The sequence below is a fragment of the Spiroplasma endosymbiont of Sarcophaga carnaria genome (assembly GCF_964019595.1).
Lineage (GTDB): Bacteria > Bacillota_I > Bacilli_A > Mycoplasmatales > Mycoplasmataceae > Spiroplasma > Spiroplasma poulsonii.
Genome location: NZ_OZ026456.1, coordinates 1,003,396 through 1,028,798, shown reverse-complemented (window position 1 = coordinate 1,028,798; position 25,403 = coordinate 1,003,396). Strand labels below are relative to the sequence as shown.

The window sequence follows — 25,403 nt, the reverse complement described above, 5'->3', positions numbered from 1 at the left end:
CTTTAAATTTTTTAAACGTTAAAATATAATACCGTTGATTGTTGGTTTGGTGTTAAACCTTTGTGTTGGTATTTTCATTTTCAGAGCTTTAAATAATTTTGAATATTAGTGAAACCCAAACCATGATAATGAATTAAGGCTTCTTTAAGACTGGATTGTAATTTACTAATCTTATTTAACTTTTGATAACTAGTATCAGGGTTTGTACTAGTTTTGGTGGAATATAGAGTAGAATTTGTTTGTTTTGCTACTAATAAATATAGTGGTTGCATATCAGAAATAATTATTGATTTTTCTTTAATTAGTTGCTTATTCATATTTTCAATAATCCATTGTTTTTGTAATCTTTTGGTATTGGTGGATTGAACAAAAATATTATTATTGCTATCAACTGCCATTTGAATACAGCATTTGGTATCAGTTGAAAATGGATCGAGATGAGTTTTTCGTTTATCAAATTTATCTTTAAAATTGCCTTTATGAATTTCTTTAATAAATGTTTCATCCATTTGGATTTGACCATTTAATTTTTTAAATTTTAACTGTGTATTTTCTAATTGTTTTGATTGCATTAATTTTTGTCGATTATATCAAGCGGTTTTTGGGGTTGTTTTAATAAAACGAGAAATTATTTTACTAGATTGTCCTAACAATGAAATTTGAATTAATAAATTTCACTGTTCATAATTTAAATGACTTCAATAAGTAAAATGATGACGAAATGCATCAAAACTAGCACGACATTTTTTACATAAATATTTTTGTTTTCCTTCGGAATTATGACCATTTTTAACACAATGAAAAGATTTGCAATTAGGACATATAATGCCTTTATCTCTAAATTTTTGATCAATTTCATTTAAACGTTTTTGTTTTTTAATTAAGTCTGCTTGTTGTTTTATTTTTTCATAAAATTCTAAAAATTGATCATCTGTTAAGCTATTTATTAATTCTGTAATTATTTTTTTCATCATTTATTTACCTCTATATATTAAAAATATACCTAATTTTAGGTATATTTTATAAATATCAAGAGTTTTCGACAAAATTAAAGAAAAATATTGAGTTACATATAATAATTTTGTTTTATAATCTGAAAAGTAAACACGTTGTTCTCATCTTGGGTCATTATCTTTTGGGCTTCCTAAATCAGGAAACATAATTTGAAAAGCAAGCGGTAAAATATCCGCCATTTTTAATTCAATAATCCCACCAACAGAAATCATAACATCGTTTTTAATATGACCAAACATTTTGTTAACGGATTCATATAATTTAGGGTTATTTTGTTTTAGATGTTGTAACGCTTTATATAAGTTTGATGGCTCATTTGGTTTTGGTCCCTGACATACTTTCCCATCACAATCATATGTGCTAATGTTTTGAACAACAGCCATGATAAAATTATACATATTTTTGGGGATAATATAATACTCACCAAAATGAGAGCTCCCACCACCATTTGAACTTTCACCATAATCTTGTCGTGATGCTAATCAAAACATTGTTTCTGGTGCTAATGTTGCTAGAATACTACTAGCTAAACTTCCAAAACCCGCTTGTAACATATTCATCATATTACCAATCATAAAACTATGTTCATATGTCGCTCAAAATTCCATTTTATTAGCACTGAAATAATCCATTGTTTTAAAGAAATCGTTTTCATCATCATCAGTAAAATTTGGTTCACCAATTTGAGCTAATCCACGCATTAATTTATAAGTATTTAAAGAATAATCAGTTGGAATTTTTAGTTGCACTCAGTATTTACTATTTGGAGTAAAACTAGTTTCTGTCTCTTTTAAATATTTAATTGTTGTTGCAATATCACCAATTGATGTTGTTAAAGTTTTTGAATTTTCATCATATTTGTTATTATTAGTAATAACACTATCAACCAATGAAGAATAACGATAATTAAGTTCATACTTATTTGGATCAAATCTTTCACTTTGGTATCATTTGCTTGCTTGCCCATTACATTCTTCTGAGCTTTTTGCTTCTAAATAACCAACTTTAACTGCATTGTCAATAAATTCATTTCCACCTTTACTATTAACATAAGCAACACAAGTTGCATCATCACGGTTTACAATTGCCATTGGTACTTTTGAAATATTAGCAACTGGATCTCAAACTCCAGTAATACAAATAATTCCATACAAAAAAGACATAAAACAAATTAATAAAAATCGCAGCAAATGTTTTTTATCACGGGCAATAGAATTATATAATTCTGTTTTAAAAATTCCCCCAAATGTTGCACGTCCATATTTAATGTTATCCGTAGTTTGTTTTTTCTCAGATTTAGGATTAACAATTTCATTTTGATCAGGCGAAGCGTTTGGATCAATATCTTCACTAAGATCTTTTTCAGTATCTTTATTTATGTTAAAATAACCCCTCTTAAATAATTACACTAATTTATTAATATTAACATAAAAGGAGGTATTAATCAATATAAAAAATTGAATAAAATAATACACGATGTAAAAATAAATTGCAAGAAATTTTTCTTTTATTTTTTAAAATTTGTAAATAAATTTTAATTTTTTGGCATTGTTAAATGTAACAACATTTAAAAAACAATTTTAAAAAATTCTTATAAAGCATACCAGATTGTTAAAAAATATGGTATCGTAAAAATATATGTAAAAAATGAGGAACAAAATGAGTACAAACAAATTAACAACAACTTCAACCCTATATCACAACAAAAAAATATACTGTAGAAAATCAAAATATTTTAAATTAACTATTAGCAATGCGCTTAAATGCACCGACGATTGAAAGATTATTACGTTTTAAAAAAGGACTAACACAAGATCAAAAACAACTCCTTTTATCAATTACAAAAAATTTAACTCCCGGTCAAACTTTGGAATTGCCAAAAACACCAAAACAAATTACAATCAAAAAAACTAATAATAAAAAAGAAGGAAAAATTGTTGCAATTAAACCACAGCAAGTTAAACCGCCTTCACAATTAGAGTATATTAATGAACAGAAACATAAACGAATTACACAAAAAATTAAAAAAACTAACTATGCCGGTCGTACAATTTCAAAGCAAGAAAGTATTCATCAAGCACCAACTAAAAAGGAAGCAAAACAACCAAACAATAGTAAAAAATATCAAATCACAAATAATGGCCCCTTCTTTGATTATGATCCAGGTTATGTGCGACAATATAGTCGTACAACATTATCATTTTTAGTTAGAGCAAATTACAAAACTTGAAATAAAGTAAAATAACAAAATATAGTAGGTTTTAGAAAACTACCATACTAAAATTAAAAAGTTTAAGGTCTATTTTTTAATTAACCTTAAACTTTTTTAATAACTATTTTAGTATCTTATTTTTATTTAATATATTAAATGACTGTTATTTTATTCCTTTGATTTTTTCTACTAATTTTTTAATTTTTTCATTACATTGTAGATAAACATCAGATAAACTACGTTTTTCAATCATTGCTTTAATCATTTGTGAAATTAAGCTAGCAATTGAAATAACTTCTAACCCATCAAAGAGACGGTCACTATTAATATCAATTGTATTCGTAACAATAACTTTTTTGACAGTTCCATTATTGATGATTTCAGTTAATCGTTCTTTTGCTGGTGGTGAAAAAACACCATGACAAGCTAATAAGTATACTTCTTTTGCACCATTTTCTTTTAAAGCTTTAGCGGCATTGCAAATTGTTCCTGCTGTATCAATCATATCATCAACAATAAAACAAATTCGATCTTTAACATCTCCCAACACAAATTGAACTTCACTAACATTTGGTTTTGGGCGACGTTTATCAATTACCGCAATATTCCCGGCCAAACTCCCTAACCGATTAGCAACGTCACGAGCACGAACTAATCCACCGTGGTCTGGTGAAACAATTGTTACTTCTTCAGTAATATGATCTTCTTCGAATTTACGAATAATTGTTGTTGCTAATTCTTGTGTTGAACGTAAATCGTCAACAGGAACATCAAAAAATCCCATTGATTGTGGTGAATGTAAATCAACAGTCATCACTCTTGTTGCCCCTGCTGTTGTTAACATATTAGCAACTAACTTACAAGTAATTGGTTGACGGCCACGCGCTTTACGGTCTTGTCGCGCATAACCAAAATAAGGAATAATCACATTAATGCTTTGTGCACTTCCGCGTTTTAAAGCATCAATTGCAATTAATAACTCCATCAAATTTTCATTAACTGGCCGTGATGTTGATTGAATAATGTAAACATCTTTGCCACGAACTGAATTCATTGCTCGTACTAAAATTTCTCCATCAGCAAAACGAATAGTTTCCATTTCTTCTCTTTTAACACCTAACATATTACAAATTTCATCTGCTAACTTAACTCCAGCAGACAGGCCATATATACTAAAACTCTTTTCTTCCATTAGTCCTCCTATAAAATTTTGGTATGAGATAAAAATTCAAATTGAATCCTTACTTATACTATATACTTATCCATAATGAATTAAACAATCTTTTATTAGAAAATAATAATGATATAATAAATAATGAAGGTGATAAAATGACACAAACAAGTCAAGCAAAAGATATTATCGATAATCTTCGCCCCTATATTAACCAAGATGGTGGGGACATTGAATTTGTCGAAGTTAAAGATAATGTTGTTTATGTTCGATTAGCTGGGGCATGTGTTGGCTGCGGATTAATTGATTCAACAATTAAAGATGGCGTTGAACAAATTGTTAAACAAGAAATGCCTGACATTAAAACAGTGGAAGTTATTATGTAACTTCTTTTTTTGTTTGTAAATATTCTTGTAAGACAATTTTTTGATCAACCCGTTCTGGAACAACCATTCCTACTAATTCCGCTAATTTTACTTCCGCTTGTTTTGGATAATAATACTCACCACTAATAAATTTAGCAGTAAAATAAACAAGAATAATTAATCCAAAACAACTAAGTGCACACCCTAAATATAAAAATAAAATAACAGTTTTTAGTGTTTTTAAAAATGCATCGTTTTCAACAAATGGTAAATTTCAATTTATCGCTAAATTATTAAAAATACCAAAATGATTGTCAGCAAAAACACGAATTAAAAACTGAACTAAAAAAGTCATCAAAGAATTTAGTGCCGAAAAACAACCAGTTACCGGTCGGTTTCGAATCCGATAATTCCACATAATTGCTAAGGAAAACAAAACCCCAAATAATACTCCTAAAGCAAAACCATTTAAAACTTGCAATCCCAACAAAACTTCTGGCACTGAAATTGTTGCGGCTAAAATGAAATATACTCCTCAAATAGCAAATGCTAATATTAGTGAATTTTTAATTCCAACCTTTTTAACAAAAAAATGATATATTAATGCGGCATCAACAATTTGTGCAATTCACCAAATTTCTTGCACAGAATGAAGATATTGTTCGACAATTATTTTGTTATGGTACTTAACCCAAGCTTCTTGAGCTAATAATAAGTTTAAAAATCACCTTGACTTATTTCTCTTAATATTGCGACAAAAAATAACAAAACAAAAATAATAACAACTTTTCATTATGAAAACAGCGGAAGTTGTTTTAATACTGGTGGCTGAAATGCACCAATATTACTCTTAATTTCTGGCAAATAAAAACAAAATATCATCGCAAATATTAACAAACCAAAAATAGTTCCAAAAATAACATAATGTAATGTTAAAGGATTTTGATTAAAATTTTTTACAAACATTAAAAAATTTGCTCCTGCCATATTAGCTAAAAATACAACTGGTAAGTTTAAAGCAATTGTTAAAAACGGATTAGTTCGATATAAATAAACTTCATTAAAACTTAAATATCATATTGAATTGGTTGAAACACCAAATCCAAACGCAATGGTACAAATAATCATTGCCACTCAATTATATGGCAAAATTAAAACTAATAAAATTCCAAAAAGCATTAACCCATATGAAATCCACAATCATAGTTTCCGGCTACGAACCAAAACAGTAATTCATGCTCCTGGAATAAAAAAGATGGCAGCATAAAACGAAGTACTAACGGCAAATAAAATTGCAATTGAAGTAATGTTTTTTGCAAAATCAAAAATAATAAAATTATAGTTTAAAGTTAATGTACATGATAATGCTAATCAAAAACAAAAATGTTGAACAATAAAAACTCATTGCCAAAAAGATTTTGCTCCTTTTTTAACCAAACCAATAACATAAGCAATCATTACTAATATTGTTAAAAAGGGATACAAAATTAAACTATCTCAATTATTCATAACAATAATTACAGTTTATTAAGTTTATCAACACGTAACGCATGACGTCCCGCATCAAAACTAGTATTTAAAAATGTTTCAACAATTCAAATTGCATTTTGAATAGCAATAACACGGGCCCCTAATGCCAAAACATTTGCATTATTGTGTTCACGTGCTAATTTAGTTAAATTTGTTTCATTGGACAACGCCGCTCTTACTCCTTTTACTTTGTTGGCTGCAATTGAAATTCCAATTCCCGTTCCACAAATGACAATGCCAAGACTATCTTTTTCTTGCATCACTTTTTCACCAACTGCTTGACCCAAGTCTGGATAATCCACTGCCGCATCACTATTTGTCCCTAAATTAATAACTTGATGTTTTTGATCTGTTAAATATTTAACAATTGCGTTTTTCATCTCAACACCAGTATGATCGTTCCCTATAATCACTTTCATAGTTTCTTTTCTCCTTTGCCTATATTTTAACTATAACACATCTTCCCCACGAAAACACTTAGACCCTAATTTTGGGTAATTACATCAAGTAATTTTTTTGGACTCATTGGTGTTACAGTAACAATTAAACGCTGTTGTTTTTCAACAGCAACATACAAATTACCCTCTAAATCATCTAATTTAATATATAAATTACTCCTTGTTTCAATCCGATCAGAAGAGTTGTCAATCATTTTAATAATTTTATCTTTAATGATTCAATCATTTTCATTCTTAAAAAGTGGAATTCGTTCCCGAATCCGCGTTGTAAACCATGAAAAGAAAATCCTAACTTATGTTGATAATAATAACCCATGCCCGTAGCTCCTATTACCTTTATTATACATATAATCAAGAAAAAAAGTTATAAATTATCGAGAAAAAGTACTACTTTTCTTTACACCTTTTTATCTATTTGCTATAATTCCTTTGTGTCTTAAAAAATGAAAGGAGACCTAACATGGCTAATATTAAATCACAAATGAAAAGAGTTGCAACAAATGCAAAAGCTAATTTAGCAAATAAATCTTTTAAATCTTCAATAAAAACTGCAATTAAAAAAGCAGAATTTGCAATCAATGCAAATGATGCAAATGCAACAGAACTAGTTAGCACAGCAATTAGTTTAGTTGATAAAGCAGTTACTAAAGGAATTTATCATGCTAATAAAGCTGCTCGTGTTAAAAGTAAATTAATGCTTAAAGCAAATTAATTACGCATCCTTTTTCAAAATAGACAACAGTATTAAAATAAAAAGTTTTCATAATTAATTTATGAAAACTTTTTATTTTAATTATCTTTCTTACGATATGAGTCATCTTTTTCAAAAACATTGTCATCTTTAAATTCATCATCAAACAGCGTTGGGTCCATTTCGTATTTTTGACCACTCATCATTGCTGTCACTGCTTTTTGATATTCTGTATTAGCACGAATCAATTTATTGCGATCTACTTTAGGTGCTAAAACAGCTAAAATAACAACCATAATTCCAGCAATTAGACCAATAATCATTGAAATAATTGTAAAAATTCGTAAAACTTGATAAGTTGTATTATTATACACTTCATTTATTAAACTTTTAATTGTTTCAGCCAAATCAGAATCTGGCAATAATAACCCACCAGTAATGTCTAATCCGGGGTCGTTTTTAATAATTACTCCATTGTTAGGAACTGAGATTTTATTAAGATATTTCTCAACCATATTTGGTAGTAAAACTTGAATTAATGATAACGCAGAATATAATAAAATCACAATTGACAACACAACTGGTCAAAAACGAACAACATAGTTATCTCGTTTAAAACGTTTTTTCCCCAATAACTCATAGCCCAAGAAAATTCCCGGTAAGATTGATAGAATCCCAGAAAATGTTTGTAAACCAGCGGACAACATTAATGAGAAGTTATACTGCGAACCAAAAGCAAATGCTTCTTTACTAAAATTATTATTCACATTATGTAAGGCAGAATCTGCTCCTCCACCAACAATAATCGATAATTTTGTTCCCGGAATTGTATAAACAATTACTTTTGTATCTAAGCGGATATTTAAATAAGAAGTTAAAAATCATAGAATTACTAATAAAACCGACGCTAGAATTACAACACCAGCAACAATTTTTTTCAAAAGCGGCATATATTTTGGTTTTGAAGTATAAAAGTAAAAACGGGGATCCAATCGCGGTGGAACTGGCATATTAGCCATTTGTTGCATCATCTGCGACATATCAAAATTATTTGGATCAGGAAAGTTAGGTCCCATCCCACCCATAGCAGCACCCGCACCAGCAATTGTTGGTCCTGTTTTGTCCCGTAATTCATCTAATTCTTCTTTGTTAGTTTTAATTTTTAATTTATCTTGTGCATTTTCAACTGCTTTTTTATCAGTAAAATCAGCTGTTGCATCAATTAATTCATTTGTAATCACATTTTCTCTCGTAATATAACTTTTTTCAACTTCAAAATTTTGAACAATATATTGTACAAATTCAACATATTCTTCATCTAACGAGTTAAAAGTAGCCCCGTCAACTTTTTCAATTGTTTCTGATTCATTGGTAATATCGGCTAAGACTTGTGCAAATGAAAGAGTAAACTTATTATCATTTAAATTTGCATTAAATTCTTTTTCTAATGTCAATAGGTTACAAATTTGCTGAATTACTAATTTTTTAAACTCTGGATTAACGATTACTTGTGCCTTTATATTGTCATCATTAAATGTATTGTATAATGTATAAACTATATGAGCATATAATTTATTTTCTTTCATTTGTTTCCCTCGTCTTTCTTTGCTATAGTTTAATTTATATCAAATAATTTAATTAAATACAAATCACTACTAATTTCTTTCCTTATTATACCCTTTTTTATATTATAATCAATTCAAAATAATTCCTTAATAATATTATTTGCTTTTTTGATACTAAAATTATGCATATGTTCAGCAATTTTTTTAACCCGAAAAGGATGAATTTGTAGAATTTCAGCAATTTGGGATGGTGTTTTCTTTAAAGCAGATAATACAATAATATCTCTTGTAAAAATAACACTATTAGTAATTAAAGCTAACAAAGCAATACTACTTAATCCCCGTTCTTGCAAATAATGATAATTAATTAGAAAATTATTTAAATCATTTTTTAATAGGTCATCAACCAATTTAAAAATATCCGTATCCAAATATTTTGTCATATTATTTTCAATTAAATCATCAGCTATCACTTTATCAATTAAAAGTAATTTTTTTAGTTCATTTTTAATAATATATAAATTATTTGGTAAATATTCAACAATTTTATTAATTAAATTTTGCTTAATTGTTCCGTTATTTTTAACAATATAATTATCAATAAATTTTGTTAATTCATTGTATGATAAATTAGTTGCTTTTAAAACACTAGTTAATTCCAACATTTTTTTTGTTATTTTTAAACGATTACTAATATTATTTACTGGGCAAATAAAAATAATGAAAGTACTTGGATTGGGAGTTAACAAATATTCCATTAAATGGGTTAAATATTCTTTATTATCAACTTTTGTTTTAATTTTTTCTTCGGTAATAAAGTAACTATCATTAATAATGATAATTCTTTTTTCAGAAAATAATGGTATTGTATTAGCATCATTTAAAATTGTTAAAAGAAAATCTTCTAAATAACTATACTCTTGCAAATCATATTCATTATCTGGATTAATTTTCTTTAGAATTTTATTTTTTTGCATTTTAATTAAAAAAGCATCTTCCCCATATATTAAAAACATCTTTAAAACTCCTTTAAACTGTGCTAAAAACTATGTTAAAGTAATCTTATCATAAAAACAAATAATTAAAATGTTAACTTAAAATAATTTGAGAACTGTTTTTTTATCAATAATATGAAACTGAAGATTTCTTTTACCACCAGTAAAATAAATTTGGCAATTAACAGCTTGCAAATTTTGTAAAACTGTTGCATCAGGATACTTTTGTTGTTTTGTTTTTTCACCAGAAATAAAACAAAACATTGGTTTTATTCTTTGCAAAAAAAGTAGATTAGAACTTGTCACCGAGCCACGATGAGCAACTTGCAATAAAGTAACTGTTGTCAAATCTTGTTCTAATAAATTAAGTTCAATTTTTTGAGTAATATCTCCTGTTAATAAAATTTTAGTATTATTAATTTTAACTAAAACAACTAAACTATTATTATTTTCATCAGAGTCATTAATCCACCGATGTAAAACCGTAAATTTCATTTCTCCAAATCTAATCCTTGTTAACTTAGTATTATTATAAATAATTTGTTTAACTAAAAAATAATTTTGCACTCCTAATAAATTATTATAGTGATCATCATATTGATGTGAAATAAAAACAGCATCAACTCAATTAACTCCTGCTCATCGTAAATAATTACTTACTAATTGTTTTGACCGACCCCTACCCACACCAGCATCATACAGAACAGTTCTTAAAGTTCGGTTATCTTGAAAAACAATTGTTTGACCATTACCAACATTTAGCATTGTCATAGAATAATTAGCATTAAACAAAGTATTTTGAAAACTACTACAAAGTAAAAAAAGTATTAACCCAAAAGCAAGGATCTTTTTTCATAACCCAATACTATTAATAACACTTAATAAAATAAGATAATATAAAACAATATAACCAATATTAACAACACCAATATTTCATACTAAATTAATTTTTGTACAAAGAATAACATAGTTCCTTAATAACAAATAAAAATATTGGTAAACAAAATAACAAGGTGGTAAGCAAATAATTAGAAATGAAAGGAAATAAATTAACACTAAAATTGGTGTTAATAACAAATTAAACAACATACTAGAAAAATTTAAATGATAATTAAAATACATTGTCCAACCAAGTAATACAACAAAAATCATAAAATTATAATAAAATAATTTTTGATAAAAAGTAAAGTGCTTTGTCCTTGTTTGAAAAGTAAAAATAAATAATGTTACTGTAAAACTATACCAGAAACTACTTGATAAAAAACTATACGGAAAAAATAATAATACTAAGAAAACATTTAATCCTCATATTTTGTGCAACGATAATTTTTTTTGTAAAAAATGAGTGTTAAACAATGAAAGGGTTAATAAAATAACAGCTTTAACGCTTGCAAAAGAGTAATTTAAAAGATATAAATAAAAAAGTAAGAAACCATAAATGAAATAATAATAAATTTTTTTTCGAAAAATTCGCTGAAATAATTTATCTAAAAAACAAAATAAAATATTAATATGATATCCCGAAACAATCAATAAATGAATGACCCCTATTTTGACAAAATCATTATACAAATTAAGTGTTGTTTTTGCTTTCTGACCAAACAAAATTAAATAAATTGTATCCTTTGTTAAATCATCATAATTATTAAAGAAATTTGTTATTTTGGCAAGAATACTAGTTCCTGTTTTAACTTCTATTATTTTTGTTAAGTTAAATTGATAAAAAATATTGTTCGCATTTAATCAAGCGTGGCGATTTAATTCATAAATATTAGATGATGAGATAATTGCCGAATAATATCCTTGTAAACGAACTTGATTATGCACCTCAAAATTAAGCGTTGTTTTCAAAAAATATTGTTTTCAACCAATTTGCAAATAATAATAACCTACCCCCTCTTTTGAATCTGCCCAGTAACAATTTGATTGTGATAAAAATTTGGTTGCTTTAAATAATAAGATAAAATTGCTGACACAATAATCGCTAAAATTAATATTAATAAATGAATTCTTCGTTGTTGTCAAATTAAAACAAAACCTAAAATAAAAATAACTAAAATAGCATAATAACTATTTATCAAAAGTAAATAATTAGAAAGAATTATTCCTCCAAGTAAAATAAAATCTGCTTTTTTAAAAAAACAATACATCTGTTTTAGATTAAAAAACACAAAACAACCTAATAATATTAAAATATTTTAAATAACTACCACTTAAATATTGTTGTAATTTAGTAATGATAATCTTAGAAGAATTTACTTTATCTTGCAAAATTTTGATAACTTTTGATTGCAGAAAATTTGGAATTAAAACTTGTTTTAAAAGTTGTTTTGTTAATAATTGCCGTTGATATCATTTAATATACTGTGCTGTTGGAATTAGTCCAATTGTTGATATTTGCTGATATTTTTTTTGCAAAATATTTTTATGAATTGGAGCAAAAACATTAAAATCAAACTGATAATTTAATAAAATTGTTTCAATTGTTCAACCAACCATTTCCGCAGAAATTCAAACAGGAGTTGGAATTACTTTTGGTTGTGCTAATGGTAAATTATATTTATTTGTAAAAATTATTTTGTAATCATATTTTCGGAGGTCTTTTTCTACAAAATTATTAACATTTATTCGTCAAGAAAATAAAAAATAAATTAAAGTAACTAAAATACCAAATAATATTGTAAAAATAAAATATCCCTTCTTTTTAACAAAAACCACCCGCTTTCAACTTATGATATAATCATTGTCTTTTCATTTTCCTTGCAAGAAAAAAAGAGATGATACATCTCTAATTCTTCCCAGCAATTAAAATATTATATTTATCTAAAAGATAAGTATCTAAGTCAGTCAACATAAATGGACCGTCGGAAATTTGTGGTTTAGCAATATACTGTTGAAGCGTCTCATCAAATCTTGCCACCGGTACATAATCACGACGATAGTTAACCATTGTTCCTGATTCGGGATCATGGCCATTACTATAATAGTTGTAATTATTTTCATAATCCATAACTTGTTGATAAGGTGAAGTATAATTTGCTTCTTCTGTTATTGCTGTTGCATTTTGAACAACATAATTCATAAACTTATAAGCTAAATCTTTGTGTTTAGCATCTTTTGCTAATACCATATTATCACTTCAAATATTAGTTCCTTCAGTTGTTTGTGATATTCACTGGGTTGTTGCACGGGGACGAGTAATAATTAATTTTGTACCGCTGGCTTCTTTTCTACTATTTGCAAATAATGTGTCAGCATAAATCGCATCACCATTATACATAAATGCAAAATCAAAGTTTCCATCACCAACAGCATTAAGTAATTCATCATTCATCAAAGCAACATTATTGTTTTTTAATAATGTTGTTAATTGATTATAATCAACATCAACTTGGCTTTGTGTTTTTGGAATTGGTCTAAAATAATTTTTTTCATTTGCTAGCATAAATAAATTTCGTGGATCATTATTTACTAAAACTCGTTTTTTAGCTGCTGCTGCTTGCCAAAGAATATCTCATGAAATACCATTTGAATAAATATTATTGTGGGTTACTTCATTAATAGCAATTTGATCACGATTTGTTGCAGGATCTCATTGTTCACGTTGATAACCAAATTTTCCTTTTGCTGGTGCTGGTAAGTTAGTATTTGCTTTAGCAAAAATATCTTGTAAAAAATCTAAGTTACTTTTTGTTGGATTAATAACTAATGAAACTTCTCCTCAAAAGTATGGTAAACTATAATTTACAATTGTTTTAACATCAGCATTAGGTTGCCCTGCCAACTTATCAGTCCCTTTAATTTTATTTTCATTTAAGATATTTAACAAACCATTATTTAATGATGCCGCATATGTTTTATCAAAACACTTTGATTGTGTTGGGTCAATAGTTGAAACAACACAGTTTTGATAAAAATCTGGATTAATTTCTTTTACTGCAGTAATATAAATATTTAAATCATTAAAATACTGATTACCAATTGTTCATTTACCTGAATTATTTTCATTATATGTTGGATTAGGTTTAATAATATTAAAACTTTTATCAACATCATTTAGTTTTTGATAATCAATTTCTTCTAAGCGCCCTTCTTGGGCTAATTTATTGACCATATAATCACTTGGAACCATAACATCATAATGCGTTGTATATAATTTATTGTACAATGTTTCATTGCTATCATAAACACTATATTTAACTTTAACATTATATTTTTTCTCAAAATTACTAATTAAATCAGAAGTAATATAACCACCTCAATTGGCAACGGCCAAATCATAAATGTTATTACTAATATAAACCCCCGTTAATAATCCAACGGAACCAACTGAAATGACTGCTAATAATAATGGTTTTCAACTCCGTGAAAATCAACGAAATTTTTTTCGTGACATTTTGTTAATGTTCTCTTTAGTTTCTTGGCGTTCAATAAAAGTTTGTTTTTTATTTTTAATTCATACTAAGGTTTTTTCATATTTTTTTTCTAATTTAATAATTTTTCAACGTAAACGTTCTTTTTGGTTTTCACTTTGAAATTTTTTAGTATTAAGTTGATGATAAAGCAATGCTAATTTCATTTCATAACACATAATGTCTTTATCTTTATATGTTCCTTTTAACATTTCGCGGCGTAAACGATTGTAATTAATTTTATAAATATTTCAACCATTTCAACCAATAATAACAAAAGCAATAATTGCAATACAAATTGTTCCAAATGCATTAATGAATGGTTTGATTCGTTTCATTGTGTAAATAAATGTTGCAACGTTAACATCATCACCCCCGGTGAAATATGAAATAATGAAATCATCGAAACTCATTGCAAAAGCAATTGCAGCAGCAGCGATAATTGCTGGTTTTAAAATTGGTAAAATAATTTTACGTAAGGTTTGTGATGGTTTTGCTCCTAAATCTAATGATGCTTCAAGTAATTTTGGATCAACTTTTCGTAACCTTGGTAAAACAGTAATAATTACATAAGGTACATCAAACGAAATATGGGCCAGTACTAAGGTAAGCATTCCAAAGTTAGCTCCCAGGGCAATAAATAACATCATTAACGAAACCGCCGTAATAATATCGGCATTAATTAACGGAATATTAGTAATTGATAATGTCATTTTTTGTGTAATCTTACGGGCACGACTTAAACCAATCGCTGCTAATGTTCCAATTATAACCGAGATAACTGTTGCAATAAGGGCAGTAAAAACAGAAACAATAATACTTTGTAGAAATGGTTGTTCATTAGCAAGTTGTTTATATCAACGATCAGAAAAGCCATTAAAGATACTCGTACTCTCCCCAATGTTAAATGAGAACAAAATTAGAATCATAATTGGAACATAAATAAACAATATGATTAATGCCATGTAAGATGATTTAAGAAATCTTTTCATTACGACGCCCCTTTCTTGTTTCAAAATATCTTGATAATAAGTTTGATAATACAATAATCAGAAAAACAATAATTGCTAAAATAACTGAGATTGCTGCTCCAATTCCAAAGTTTTCGCCTTTAAAGAAATATGATTCAATTACATCAACAATTAAATTAATGCGACCATTCCCCATAAACTTAACAATAATTAAAGAAGTTGCTGCTTGAACTAACAATAAAGTTCCTCCAGCAATAATTCCTGGAATTGATTGACGAAAAACAACTTTTCAAAATGTTTTAAAACCATTTGCACCCAAATCTTTTGAAGCTTCAATTAATGATTTATCAATTTTATCTAAACTATTATAAATTGGTAAAATCACAAATGGTAAAAAAGCATATACCACCCCAATTACAACTGAAATTGGGGTCCCCAATAATCCTGGCGCAATAATATTAAATAAGGTTTGTAATCCAATAATTTTTAATAACATATTAATTCAAATCGGTAAAGTTACAAGAATTCAAATATTTTTTGATAATAGTTTTGACTTACAAAAGGCCATTACATAAGCAACTGGATATGCAATTACAATTGCAATTAAAGCCGCAATAAATGAATAACCTAGTGCTAAGAGCAATGCAATTACAAATTTTCGTTCTGATAAAAAAGTTACAAAATTTTTAAAATTAATTTCAAAAACTAAACTATTTCCGGTTGGTTGAATAAATGAATATAATAAAATAATTAGTAACGGAACAACAATTAATAAAATCATAATAATAATGTATGGTCATAAAATTGGATTTAACCCTCGTTTAAATCATTTACTTTGTTTTGCCTGATAAGAAATGTTGAGATATTTTGTTCGACATCAAGCAGCAAAATGTTGTCTACGTGATTTAGCACGACTAGTTTGTTTTTTAAATCAAGTTTTAACTTTCCCTGGTGGTTTTTCTTTGTTTGCCATTATACCCTCCTCTTAATCATCAATCTCTTTTCACATAACATGAATATCTTCAACATGTCATGAAATATCAACTGTGTCATATTCTTCAACTTTATCAGTTGAATGAATTAAGTATTTGCGATCTTTACATTTAACAATAATTTCTCAATGAACACCTTTAAAATTAACACTAGTTACTACACCGGTAAAAAATCCTTTTCCGACTGGAACAATATCAATATCTTCGGGGCGAATCATAATATCAATTTGATCCTCTTTTTCACCAAAACCACGATCAAGACATTCAAATTTCTTTCCATCAAATTGAACACAATTATCTTTTAAGAAAATAGCATTTGAAATAATATTTGAATCACCAATAAATTGTGCGGTTCAAATATTTTCTGGTTCATTATAAATTTCAGTTGGGGTTCCAACTTGCTGGATTGCACCATCATTCATTACAATAATTCGATCAGACATTGTTAGTGCTTCTTCTTGGTCGTGCGTTACTAAAATAAACGTAATACCAATCTCCCCTTGTAAAGCTTTTAGTTCAGCTTGCATTTTTTTCCGTAATTTTACATCTAACGCCGCCATTGGTTCATCTAATAATAAAACCTTTGGTTTATTAATTAAGGCACGCGCTAAAGCTACGCGCTGACGTTGCCCCCCCGATAATAATTCAACTGACTTATCTTCAAAACCTTCTAGTCCGACTAAAAAAAGAAATTTTTTAACTTCTGCTTCCAAAACATCATATTTAATTCGTTTAATTTTCAAACCATAAGCAATGTTATCAAAAACAGTTAGATGGGGAAATAAAGCATAGTTTTGAAAAACAGTATTAATCTCTCGTTTATGAACCGGAATTTTAAGATAATCTTTTCCTAAAAATAATAATTCACCACTATTTGGTTGCTCAAAACCAGCAATAATTCTTAATGTTGTTGTTTTTCCACATCCAGATGGACCTAATAATGTAACAAATTCTCCTTCTTTAATGTTTAAGTTAATCCCTTTTAAAACAACTTTCCCATCATATTGTTTTGAAATGTTACGTAACTCTAAAATATTTTTTTCCAATTTTTTTCTTCCTTTCTAGCAACTTAAAATGTTGGTGGCGTTGATATTCATAATACTTCAACGATGTCAGCTGTTTCATTTTTTAAATAATGTTGGTTGTTCCCATATAAATAAAAACTATCTTTTGCTTGTGCTTTTTGTGCTTTTGGTCCAGAATAAACCATTACTGTCCCCTTTAAAACATATCCAAAAATTTCACCTTCAAATGGTAAAATCCGTTCGGATTCACAATGTGGTTTAATCTGAATTAAAATTGGTTCTAATTCGTTTGCTTGTGCATTCGGAACTAATCACTCAATGCGATAATTATCTTGTTTAACTTCATAATGATCATCTGCTTGATAAACAAACTTTTTATTTTTTTCTTGTTTAAAAAAATCTGCTAAGTTGGTGCCTAACACTTCTAAAATATTTTGAAGTGTTACAATACTAGGCGAAGAAATATCTCGTTCAAGTTGACTAATAAAACCTTTTGTTAATTCACAGCGATTAGCTAATTCTTCAATTGTTAAATTGTTTTTTTGACGTAACAACTTAATCTTCTCACCCAGTAACATATGCACACATCCTTTTTGTAATTGTGTTTAGTTATACTAAACTTTTTGTTTTAAAATTACAACCACATTAATTATAGGGAAAACAAAAAAAATATCAATACTTTTTTGATATTTTTTACTTTTTAAAATACTTATCAATTGCTTTAGCAACTCCGGAACGACGATAATGGGCTGTTGTATCATCAGAAATACCCTTGATATCATCTGTTGCATTTCCCATTGCAATTCCAACACCTGCTCATTTTAACATTGCATAATCATTTGAACCATCACCCATGGCAATAACTTCCGCAGGCTGAATATTATATATCTTTGTCAAATACTCTAAAGCATCTTTTTTATCACTATTTTTTGGACTAATTTCTAAATTTAAACTCTGGTTTGTTAAATATGATGAATCAAAAACATTAAACTCGTATTTCACTAAAATTTTTGCTTTAAATTTTAAAACAGCTTCCTTTTTACCACTAACAACAAACTTATATGCTTGGTCGTGCAAAGTATTACTATTTTTAACTAAAATTCTTTTTCGTTTTGTATGAATACTCATTCATTTCACCATAAAACCATGGTTAGTATTAACATAGGCTAAATGATCATTAGCAACAGAATAAGCTCATAATTGAATACGATATTCATTAGCAATATTAAAAACAGTAATTAATTCTTCATTTGTAAAAGCATTTTGTTGAATAATCTTTTCCTTAGCAAAATCATAAATAATTCCACCATTAAAACCAATCACTGGCATTTGTTTTTCAATAATTCCTAATTTTTTTGCCACTTTTCGAATTACTCCAATACTACGCCCAGTGGCAATAATTACTTTAATATCATTTGCTAACGCTCATTTAATTGCAGCAATGTTTTGTTTTGAAATTTGATTTCGATGAGCTGTTGTTCCATCCAAATCAAGCGCAATTAACTTATATTCCATTAGTTCTTTCTCCTTATTTCCTTTCTTTTAATTATATCTAAAATTTAAGAAACCAACAGATATTTGACTAAACTTTGAACTTTATCTAATTTCTCTCATGGTAATTCACTATGATAACGACCAAAATGACCATAAGTTGCTGTTTGTTGATAAATTGGCTTTTGTAATTCTAATTTTGCAATCATTGCTTGTGGTTGAAAATCAAAGTTCTCTTTAATAGCCGTTAAAATTACATCATTAGAAACCAGATTTGTTCCAAAGGTTTCAACAAAAATTGAAATTGGTTCTGCAACACCAATTGCATAAGATAATTGAATCTCACAACGTTCAGTTAATCCTGCTGCAACAATATTTTTGGCAACATAGCGTGCCATATAAGCCGCCGAACGATCAACTTTTGTTCCATCCTTACCAGAAAAAGCACCCCCGCCATGGCGAGCATAACCACCATATGTATCAACAATAATTTTCCGACCAGTTAATCCAGCATCTCCCTTCGGTCCTCCAATTACAAAACGTCCAGTTGGATTAATCAATACTTTAAAATCTAAATTCATTTTAAATTCTTTCACAACTGGTTCCATAATTTCAGTAATAACGAATCCTTTAAATTTCTTTTCATCAATATCTTCATCATATTGAATTGACATTAAAATTGTATCAATAAAAATATTTTTAGAATTTGTTAAATCTAATGTCACTTGTGATTTCATATCCGGACGAGCTCCGTGAAAAATTCCTTCTTTTCGTAAAATACTTGCTCTTTTAACTAATGCATGGGCTAACGAAATGGCTAATGGCATATAATTATCTGATTCGTTTGTCGCATAACCAAACATAATCCCTTGATCACCAGCGCCAAAATTATCAACCCCTTGGGAAATATCTGGTGATTGTGTTTTAATTAAAACTTCAATCTCGCAAGTTTCTCAGTCAATTCCTCATTCAGCATTATTATAACCAATTTCTTTTAACACTTTTCGCGCTACTGCTGCATAGTCAACGTTTGTTTTTGTTGTAATTTCACCGCCAATAATAACACGGTTCGTTGTAACAAAACACTCACAAGCAACTCGTGAAAACGGGTCTTCTCGTAAACAAGTATCTAAAACAGCATCAGAAATTTGATCACAAATTTTATCAGGATGTCCCTCTGAAACTGATTCAGAAGTAAATAAAATTTTCTCTTTCTTCATACCTTTTCTCCTTAATCATAAATAAAACCACATCATAATAATGTGGCATTAATAATAATATGTTTACACTTAAATTAATAGTTAACTTTATTCAATAACTAATAAATCTTATTGGTAGCATATCATCTTGCCCTGCTAAAAGCACCTTCTAATTAAATATAGGGTTGCTAGTGGATCATTGTTTAGCGTACTAACCACTTCAAAATAAGTTTTATGTTGTTACTTGACAACATATTTATTATAACTTAAAAATTAATTAATTTTGTTTTAAATTAATAATTTCTGTAAAAATTTTATGATCAATATTTTTATCAGTAAAAAGATAGTGCTTTGCTACTGAAACTTTGACAATGTTAATCATTTTATTGTTAATTAAGTTTACTTTTTTATTATTATAAAATTTATCATTTTCTACTTGAACAATTAAAGTGGTTAGTTTTATTTTATTAAGTTGTTTAAGAAGTTTTTTATTTAAATAATTAAATTGTAAAATTTGATTTAAAAAATACGTCTGTTCTTTTTGCAACATTAATTGACTATAAATTTCATTTTGACTTAAAACTTGATAATCAATGTGGATTTTAAGTAACTTATCTAAGTTAAAAATAAAACCAATACCAATACCAATTTTACTAGTAATTGAAAAACGAATTCCTTTATGATTAGTAACTGGATTAACTAAAATAACCTTTTCAACTAATGGTTGCTTTTTTAACAATAAACCAATTAAACTAATCGAAAAACCTTCTAATAACAAAATAATCTTTTGCTGTTCGTATTTATTTTTTAATGCCGTAATGACATCAAAAATGTCGTTAACTAAAAACCCAACATTTTTGATGCGCGCTGAAACATTATCCTTGACATTTCGTTGGTTAAAAGTAATAACACTTATTTTGTTTTTTAATAGCTCATCATTATTAACTAATCCCATAAAATTCTCTTTCGCTCCATATAAGTCATGCACTGCCAAAAGAATATATTCACTATCCTTATTAACTGTTCCCAATGTTGTTAATTCATACTGATCAGCAGTAAGAAAATGTTTATTTTCAATATATTCTGGTAGTTGAATTTGTCCTGGTTTGGCTTTTTTATTAAAAAGACGGTAAAATCGAAAAAGCAAATAACGGCAAAGAAAAATCCCTACGATGGCACAAATAACAATAATAAGATCTGTTTTAATAAAACTAGTCATTTAACTTCTCCTTCTTTTATTTCAAAAAGTCTGCTTCATTTTCCGGGCGAATTAAAATTCGTTCAATTTTAACTGCTTTATTTGTCTTATCATCAACTTCTAATAACGCAGCAGAAAAAATTAATTGATCATCATTTTCTGCTGGTTCAAATCGTAATGGTAACCCCATTTTTTCTTTAATAATAATTTCAGTGGGATTAGCCCCAATGATTGAATTATAACTTCCACACATTCCAACATCAGTAATATATCCTGTTCCTCGTGGTAATAACCGGTTATCTGCTGTTTGCACATGCGTATGTGTTCCAAAAAAACCAGTAATTATGCCATCATAATTTCAAGCAAATGCTAATTTTTCAGCACTAGCTTCTGCATGAAAATCAACAAAATGTAAATCACTATCATCATTTACCATAATTTCTTCAAAAACAGCATAGGGATTATCAACTGGGTCCATAAAACTGCGTCCCATTAAATTAGTTATCCGGATTTTCTTATTATTAATTTTAATTTTAACAGTACCGTTCCCCGGCGTAAATGAATTCATATTTGCTGGCTTCAATAAGTCATTAACTTCCTCAATATAATTTAATACTTCAGGATTACGAAAAATATGATTACCAGAAGTAATAATATTAATACCATATGATTTTAATTCATTGTAATGGTGCTTTGAAATAGATTTCCCATGGGTTGTATTTTCACCATTAGCAATAACTAAATGTAGGTTGTATTTTTTTACTAGTAAAGGTAAATACTTATTAACTGCTATCCGACCAGTCTTACCATAAATATCACCAATCATTAAAATATTCATTCGAGCCTCTCCTTAATCATTATCAATTTCTTTTAATTTTTTTATTAATGGAACACATTCATCAATTTTATCAAACTGTTGACAAAAAATTTCACGTTGTTGTTGTGTATAACTTAATTGTAGGTTATTTTCAAATTTGTGCAATGCGTTTGTAATTTTTAATAATGAATCATAAACTGCATTACGAGAAACGTTTTTTTGCCCAGCGATTTCACTTAAAGAATAATCATCAAAAAAATATAATTCAAAATACTCAACTTGCTTAGGTGTTAATAACGAATTATATAAATCATATAAAATAATTAATTCATTTGATTTTTCTAAATCTTTCATTATGCTTCATCCACTTCATCATGATTAAATAAATCTTTTGTCAAATTATAAATATATTGTTCTATATCAAACTCTTGTAAATCTTCTGGTTGTTCACCAAGACCAATTAATTTAACTGGAATATTTAACTGATCTTTAATTTCTAAAACAACACCACCCTTAGCAGTTCCATCCATTTTCGTTAAGACAATCCCGGTCACATTTGTCACTTCTGAAAAATTCTTTGCTTGTGAAATCCCATTTTGACCAGTCACCCCATCAATTACTAATAATGTTTCATGCGGAGCATCAGAAATTTCTCGTTTAATAATGCGATTAATTTTATCTAATTCATTCATTAAATTGACTTTATTTTGTAAACGCCCTGCCGTATCAATTATAACGACATCAACTTGTTCGTTTTTTGCTTTTATTAAACCATCATAAATTACGCTGGCGGGGTCTTGTCCTTCTTTAACTGGTTTGACAATATTAACTTTTAATCGCATTGCTCATTGGTTTAATTGCTCAACAGCTCCAGCTCGGAACGTATCGCCCGCAACAAATAAAACAGTTTTCCCTTGGTCAAGAAATTGTTTAGCTAATTTGGCAATTGTTGTTGTCTTTCCAGCCCCATTAACACCAACCATTAAAATAACATTTAAACGGTTATCTTTTAAATTTAATTGGTTTTGTTTACTTTTGGGATCATTATATAAATCCATAATTACTTCGACCAAATAATCATTAGTATCATCAATGCTTCATCCTTTTTGCACTTTTTTTCGAATTTGATCGGTAATTTGCAAAACCATGTTCATTCCCATATCACTAGCAATCAAAATTGCTTCTAAATCTTCTAAATATTCATCATCATATTCTTTATATTTATTTGCTAATTTTTTAATATCATTTGAAAAAGTTAATCTTGTTTTACGTAATGCTTTTTCTAATTTAACTTGTTTTTTTTCTTCTCGCTTTGCTTTTAATCTTTGGAAAAAACCCATTTTTAACTTCACCCTATTCTATTTCGTACTATAATTTCACCACAACTTTAAATATATCTTTGTCCATAAAAGCTTTATAAGCCTTGTAAGACTTGATTTTTATTAAAAGCTTTTGTTACTAACTGCATTGGTGAAATTTCCTTTGCTTCAATTTTTGTAACTAATTCATCAAGAGTATAAACATTTAAGATCCCAGTGTGAACAGTAATATTTTGGTATCATAATTGTTGTAAATTAAAAACAACAGATTTATTAAAAACACCGATTGTAATAATTGTACCATTAAAATTAACCATTTGTTGAGCTTGTTCAAAGGTTCCCCGATCATTCCCAACACATTCAATTACTAAATCGTATTTAATATTAAGAATAGTTTTAGTACTATAATATCCCTTATGTGCTCCAAGTTTTTCAAAATAATCTAATTTTCGACTATGATGACCATAGACATCAACTTCTTTATGATATTTATTTATTAACAAAAGAACTGCAAGGCCGATTGGACAATCACCAATAATTGCAATATTATTAATATTTTGAAAATCAACTTTTTTGATAACATTCTCATAAGCCGTTGGTAAAACATCACTAAGCATTAATGCATCAGCTAAATTTATTGTAGAAGAGATTTTGATTACACTATTGTCACCATATGGGATGCGAACATATTCAGAATGCGTTCCATTAATTTTTGTTCCCAAAATAAAACCACCATTAACACATTTTGCAAAAGCTTTTCGAAGACACCACTGGCAAATGTTGCAATGCGTAATACAACCAATTGCGACACGATCACCAACCCTAAGATTAATAACACTGACACCAACAGCAGTCACAATACCAACCCCTTCGTGTCCCATAATTGTATTTAGAGCAACACTATCTTCTTGGCCCAAATAAGGACGATAATCGGCACATGAAAAAGTAAACCCTTCAATTTTTACAATAATATCTGTCGGTTCGACAATAACTGGTTCCGTTGTTTCTGTTCATTCAATTTTATTTTTTCCTTTAAAAATTAATGCTTTCATATTTTTGCCCTCTTTTCCTTCTACCTATGATTATACCCAAATAATAAAAATATCAAATAAAAAAGAATAAGCTAGAACAACTTTAAATAACATTGTTTTAACTTATTCTGAAACTTGTAATGTTCCCTGTTCAATTTCTAGTCCAATCTTAGGATCAACTAAATCAGTAAATAATCGTTGGTGTGGCATTTTAGTATTAAAATATTGGCGATAATTTTTTCGAATTAATTCCTGATTCTCATCATTTAAATTCACAAAAACTCATGCATCAGTACAAACTGGTAAGTTATTAAACATAATAACTTCTGCTGCATACATCTCTGCTAACTTGACACTATCTTTTGTGCGATCATCAAAGGGAACTAAAAAACTATCTTCTAAATCATAAATTTTTTCTTCGGAAGGATCATTTGCAATTCCAATTCCAACTTTTACTTCTTTTACCGTTTGATATTTTTCATATAACGTATAGTTAATAATTTTAACAGTTGTATTAATATAATTAGCAATTTCAATTAAATAATCTAAATCACCATCATCTTCATATAATGCTAAATAAATATCTTCATGACGATGAATACCAACAATATTTTCTGCCATTTTTAGTGAATTTAAAATTGTTTCTTCTAAACTTGTCACAATTCATTGATAAGTTTCCTTATCATATGTTTTTTTAATTTCTTTTTCATTAATGAAACGCACAACAACCGATGACATTGACTGATTATTATTTTCTTTGACATAAAAAGGTGGCAATTGTAAATTTGATAAGGCAACTCGATTACGATATTCATCAATTCGATTTTTACTATAAACATATTCCTTTAATATTTCAATAGTTTGCTGTGGATCTCATTTCATATTATTTACCCCTTAGTTAAAAAAATTACCATATTAATTATACTACAAACCGCAATAAAAAGGAG

Annotated in this window: 27 protein-coding genes; 3 read left to right on the top strand and 24 right to left on the bottom strand. The window is 27.9% G+C overall.

The window, feature by feature from the left end; translation table 4 throughout:
• Positions 1–11 precede the first annotated feature (11 nt).
• Positions 12–974 (bottom strand): IS1/IS1595 family N-terminal zinc-binding domain-containing protein, encoded by a 963-nt coding sequence (locus AACK91_RS05915; RefSeq protein ID WP_338963247.1) that lies wholly within the window; start codon positions 972–974, stop codon positions 12–14.
• Positions 975–2,177: a hypothetical protein gene (locus AACK91_RS05910; RefSeq protein ID WP_338965089.1), complete on the bottom strand. Its 1,203-nt coding sequence runs from the start codon at positions 2,175–2,177 to the stop codon at positions 975–977. It lies immediately after the preceding gene.
• A 590-nt stretch (positions 2,178–2,767) separates the two neighbouring features.
• Here AACK91_RS05910 and AACK91_RS05905 point away from each other — a divergent pair.
• The gene (locus AACK91_RS05905) at positions 2,768–3,259 is read left to right on the top strand and encodes a hypothetical protein (RefSeq protein WP_338965087.1); all 492 of its coding nucleotides are present in this window, start codon (positions 2,768–2,770) and stop codon (positions 3,257–3,259) included.
• A gap of 130 nt (positions 3,260–3,389) precedes the next feature.
• Here the strand turns inward: AACK91_RS05905 and AACK91_RS05900 are convergent, their stop codons facing one another.
• Positions 3,390–4,418, bottom strand: a complete 1,029-nt coding sequence (locus AACK91_RS05900) for a ribose-phosphate pyrophosphokinase (protein WP_338965085.1) — start codon at positions 4,416–4,418, stop codon at positions 3,390–3,392.
• 137 nt (positions 4,419–4,555) lie between these two features.
• Here AACK91_RS05900 and AACK91_RS05895 point away from each other — a divergent pair, with 137 nt between their 5' ends.
• Positions 4,556–4,783, top strand: a complete 228-nt coding sequence (locus AACK91_RS05895; protein ID WP_338965083.1) for a NifU family protein — start codon at positions 4,556–4,558, stop codon at positions 4,781–4,783.
• Here AACK91_RS05895 and AACK91_RS05890 read toward each other — a convergent pair.
• The 4 genes from AACK91_RS05890 to AACK91_RS05875 form a co-directional block, all read right to left on the bottom strand.
• The gene (locus tag AACK91_RS05890) at positions 4,776–5,408 is read right to left on the bottom strand and encodes a hypothetical protein (protein ID WP_338965080.1); all 633 of its coding nucleotides are present in this window, start codon (positions 5,406–5,408) and stop codon (positions 4,776–4,778) included. The genes AACK91_RS05895 and AACK91_RS05890 overlap by 8 nt on opposite strands.
• 146 nt (positions 5,409–5,554) lie before the next feature.
• The gene (locus AACK91_RS05885) at positions 5,555–6,271 is read right to left on the bottom strand and encodes a hypothetical protein (protein ID WP_338965078.1); all 717 of its coding nucleotides are present in this window, start codon (positions 6,269–6,271) and stop codon (positions 5,555–5,557) included.
• 8 nt (positions 6,272–6,279) lie between these two features.
• Positions 6,280–6,711 (bottom strand): ribose 5-phosphate isomerase B, encoded by a 432-nt coding sequence (gene rpiB, locus AACK91_RS05880; protein WP_338965075.1) that lies wholly within the window; start codon positions 6,709–6,711, stop codon positions 6,280–6,282.
• A gap of 65 nt (positions 6,712–6,776) precedes the next feature.
• On the bottom strand, positions 6,777–6,944 hold the full coding sequence (locus tag AACK91_RS05875) for a hypothetical protein (protein ID WP_338965072.1): 168 nt from the start codon (positions 6,942–6,944) through the stop codon (positions 6,777–6,779).
• A 266-nt stretch (positions 6,945–7,210) separates the two neighbouring features.
• On the opposite strand from AACK91_RS05875, the gene rpsT reads away from it, so the two are divergent.
• Entirely contained in the window at positions 7,211–7,462 is a 252-nt protein-coding gene (gene rpsT / locus AACK91_RS05870) for a 30S ribosomal protein S20 (protein WP_338965070.1), read from the top strand.
• Positions 7,463–7,539: 77 nt separating this feature from the next.
• On the opposite strand, the gene AACK91_RS05865 is transcribed toward rpsT, so the two are convergent.
• From AACK91_RS05865 to AACK91_RS05785, 17 genes are all read right to left on the bottom strand, one after another.
• Positions 7,540–9,027: a hypothetical protein gene (locus AACK91_RS05865; RefSeq protein WP_338965068.1), complete on the bottom strand. Its 1,488-nt coding sequence runs from the start codon at positions 9,025–9,027 to the stop codon at positions 7,540–7,542.
• A gap of 29 nt (positions 9,028–9,056) precedes the next feature.
• Positions 9,057–10,022 (bottom strand): DNA polymerase III subunit delta, encoded by a 966-nt coding sequence (gene holA / locus AACK91_RS05860; RefSeq protein WP_338965065.1) that lies wholly within the window; start codon positions 10,020–10,022, stop codon positions 9,057–9,059.
• A 78-nt stretch (positions 10,023–10,100) separates the two neighbouring features.
• Positions 10,101–11,879, bottom strand: coding sequence for a ComEC/Rec2 family competence protein (locus AACK91_RS05855; RefSeq protein WP_338965062.1), 1,779 nt, complete (start codon positions 11,877–11,879; stop codon positions 10,101–10,103).
• A gap of 11 nt (positions 11,880–11,890) precedes the next feature.
• Positions 11,891–12,151: a hypothetical protein gene (locus AACK91_RS05850; protein WP_338965060.1), complete on the bottom strand. Its 261-nt coding sequence runs from the start codon at positions 12,149–12,151 to the stop codon at positions 11,891–11,893.
• A 10-nt stretch (positions 12,152–12,161) separates the two neighbouring features.
• Positions 12,162–12,719, bottom strand: a complete 558-nt coding sequence (locus AACK91_RS05845) for a hypothetical protein (protein ID WP_338965058.1) — start codon at positions 12,717–12,719, stop codon at positions 12,162–12,164.
• A 70-nt stretch (positions 12,720–12,789) separates the two neighbouring features.
• Positions 12,790–15,405 carry an ABC transporter permease subunit gene (locus AACK91_RS05840; RefSeq protein WP_338965057.1) on the bottom strand — a complete coding sequence of 872 codons (2,616 nt, stop codon included), beginning with the start codon at positions 15,403–15,405 and terminating at the stop codon, positions 12,790–12,792.
• Positions 15,389–16,357 (bottom strand): spermidine/putrescine ABC transporter permease, encoded by a 969-nt coding sequence (gene potB / locus AACK91_RS05835; RefSeq protein WP_338965055.1) that lies wholly within the window; start codon positions 16,355–16,357, stop codon positions 15,389–15,391. Before potB ends, AACK91_RS05840 begins: the two co-directional genes overlap by 17 nt.
• 12 nt (positions 16,358–16,369) lie before the next feature.
• Positions 16,370–17,422: a spermidine/putrescine ABC transporter ATP-binding protein gene (gene potA / locus AACK91_RS05830; protein ID WP_338965053.1), complete on the bottom strand. Its 1,053-nt coding sequence runs from the start codon at positions 17,420–17,422 to the stop codon at positions 16,370–16,372.
• A 23-nt stretch (positions 17,423–17,445) separates the two neighbouring features.
• Positions 17,446–17,979, bottom strand: a complete 534-nt coding sequence (locus AACK91_RS05825) for an XRE family transcriptional regulator (protein WP_338965052.1) — start codon at positions 17,977–17,979, stop codon at positions 17,446–17,448.
• Positions 17,980–18,094: 115 nt separating this feature from the next.
• Positions 18,095–18,916 (bottom strand): HAD family hydrolase, encoded by an 822-nt coding sequence (locus AACK91_RS05820; protein WP_338965051.1) that lies wholly within the window; start codon positions 18,914–18,916, stop codon positions 18,095–18,097.
• Positions 18,917–18,960: 44 nt separating this feature from the next.
• The gene (gene metK / locus AACK91_RS05815; RefSeq protein ID WP_338965049.1) at positions 18,961–20,112 is read right to left on the bottom strand and encodes a methionine adenosyltransferase; all 1,152 of its coding nucleotides are present in this window, start codon (positions 20,110–20,112) and stop codon (positions 18,961–18,963) included.
• Positions 20,113–20,368: 256 nt separating this feature from the next.
• On the bottom strand, positions 20,369–21,310 hold the full coding sequence (locus AACK91_RS05810) for a hypothetical protein (RefSeq protein ID WP_338965046.1): 942 nt from the start codon (positions 21,308–21,310) through the stop codon (positions 20,369–20,371).
• A 16-nt stretch (positions 21,311–21,326) separates the two neighbouring features.
• Entirely contained in the window at positions 21,327–22,127 is an 801-nt protein-coding gene (locus AACK91_RS05805; RefSeq protein WP_338965043.1) for a TIGR00282 family metallophosphoesterase, read from the bottom strand.
• A gap of 12 nt (positions 22,128–22,139) precedes the next feature.
• Positions 22,140–22,460, bottom strand: coding sequence for a YlxM family DNA-binding protein (gene ylxM / locus AACK91_RS05800; protein WP_338965040.1), 321 nt, complete (start codon positions 22,458–22,460; stop codon positions 22,140–22,142).
• On the bottom strand, positions 22,460–23,446 hold the full coding sequence (gene ftsY / locus AACK91_RS05795; RefSeq protein ID WP_338965037.1) for a signal recognition particle-docking protein FtsY: 987 nt from the start codon (positions 23,444–23,446) through the stop codon (positions 22,460–22,462). The genes ylxM and ftsY overlap by 1 nt, the downstream gene beginning before the upstream one ends.
• Before the next feature lie 74 nt (positions 23,447–23,520).
• Positions 23,521–24,477: an alcohol dehydrogenase catalytic domain-containing protein gene (locus tag AACK91_RS05790; RefSeq protein WP_338965035.1), complete on the bottom strand. Its 957-nt coding sequence runs from the start codon at positions 24,475–24,477 to the stop codon at positions 23,521–23,523.
• A gap of 102 nt (positions 24,478–24,579) precedes the next feature.
• On the bottom strand, positions 24,580–25,338 hold the full coding sequence (locus AACK91_RS05785; RefSeq protein ID WP_338965033.1) for a hypothetical protein: 759 nt from the start codon (positions 25,336–25,338) through the stop codon (positions 24,580–24,582).
• Positions 25,339–25,403 lie beyond the last annotated feature (65 nt).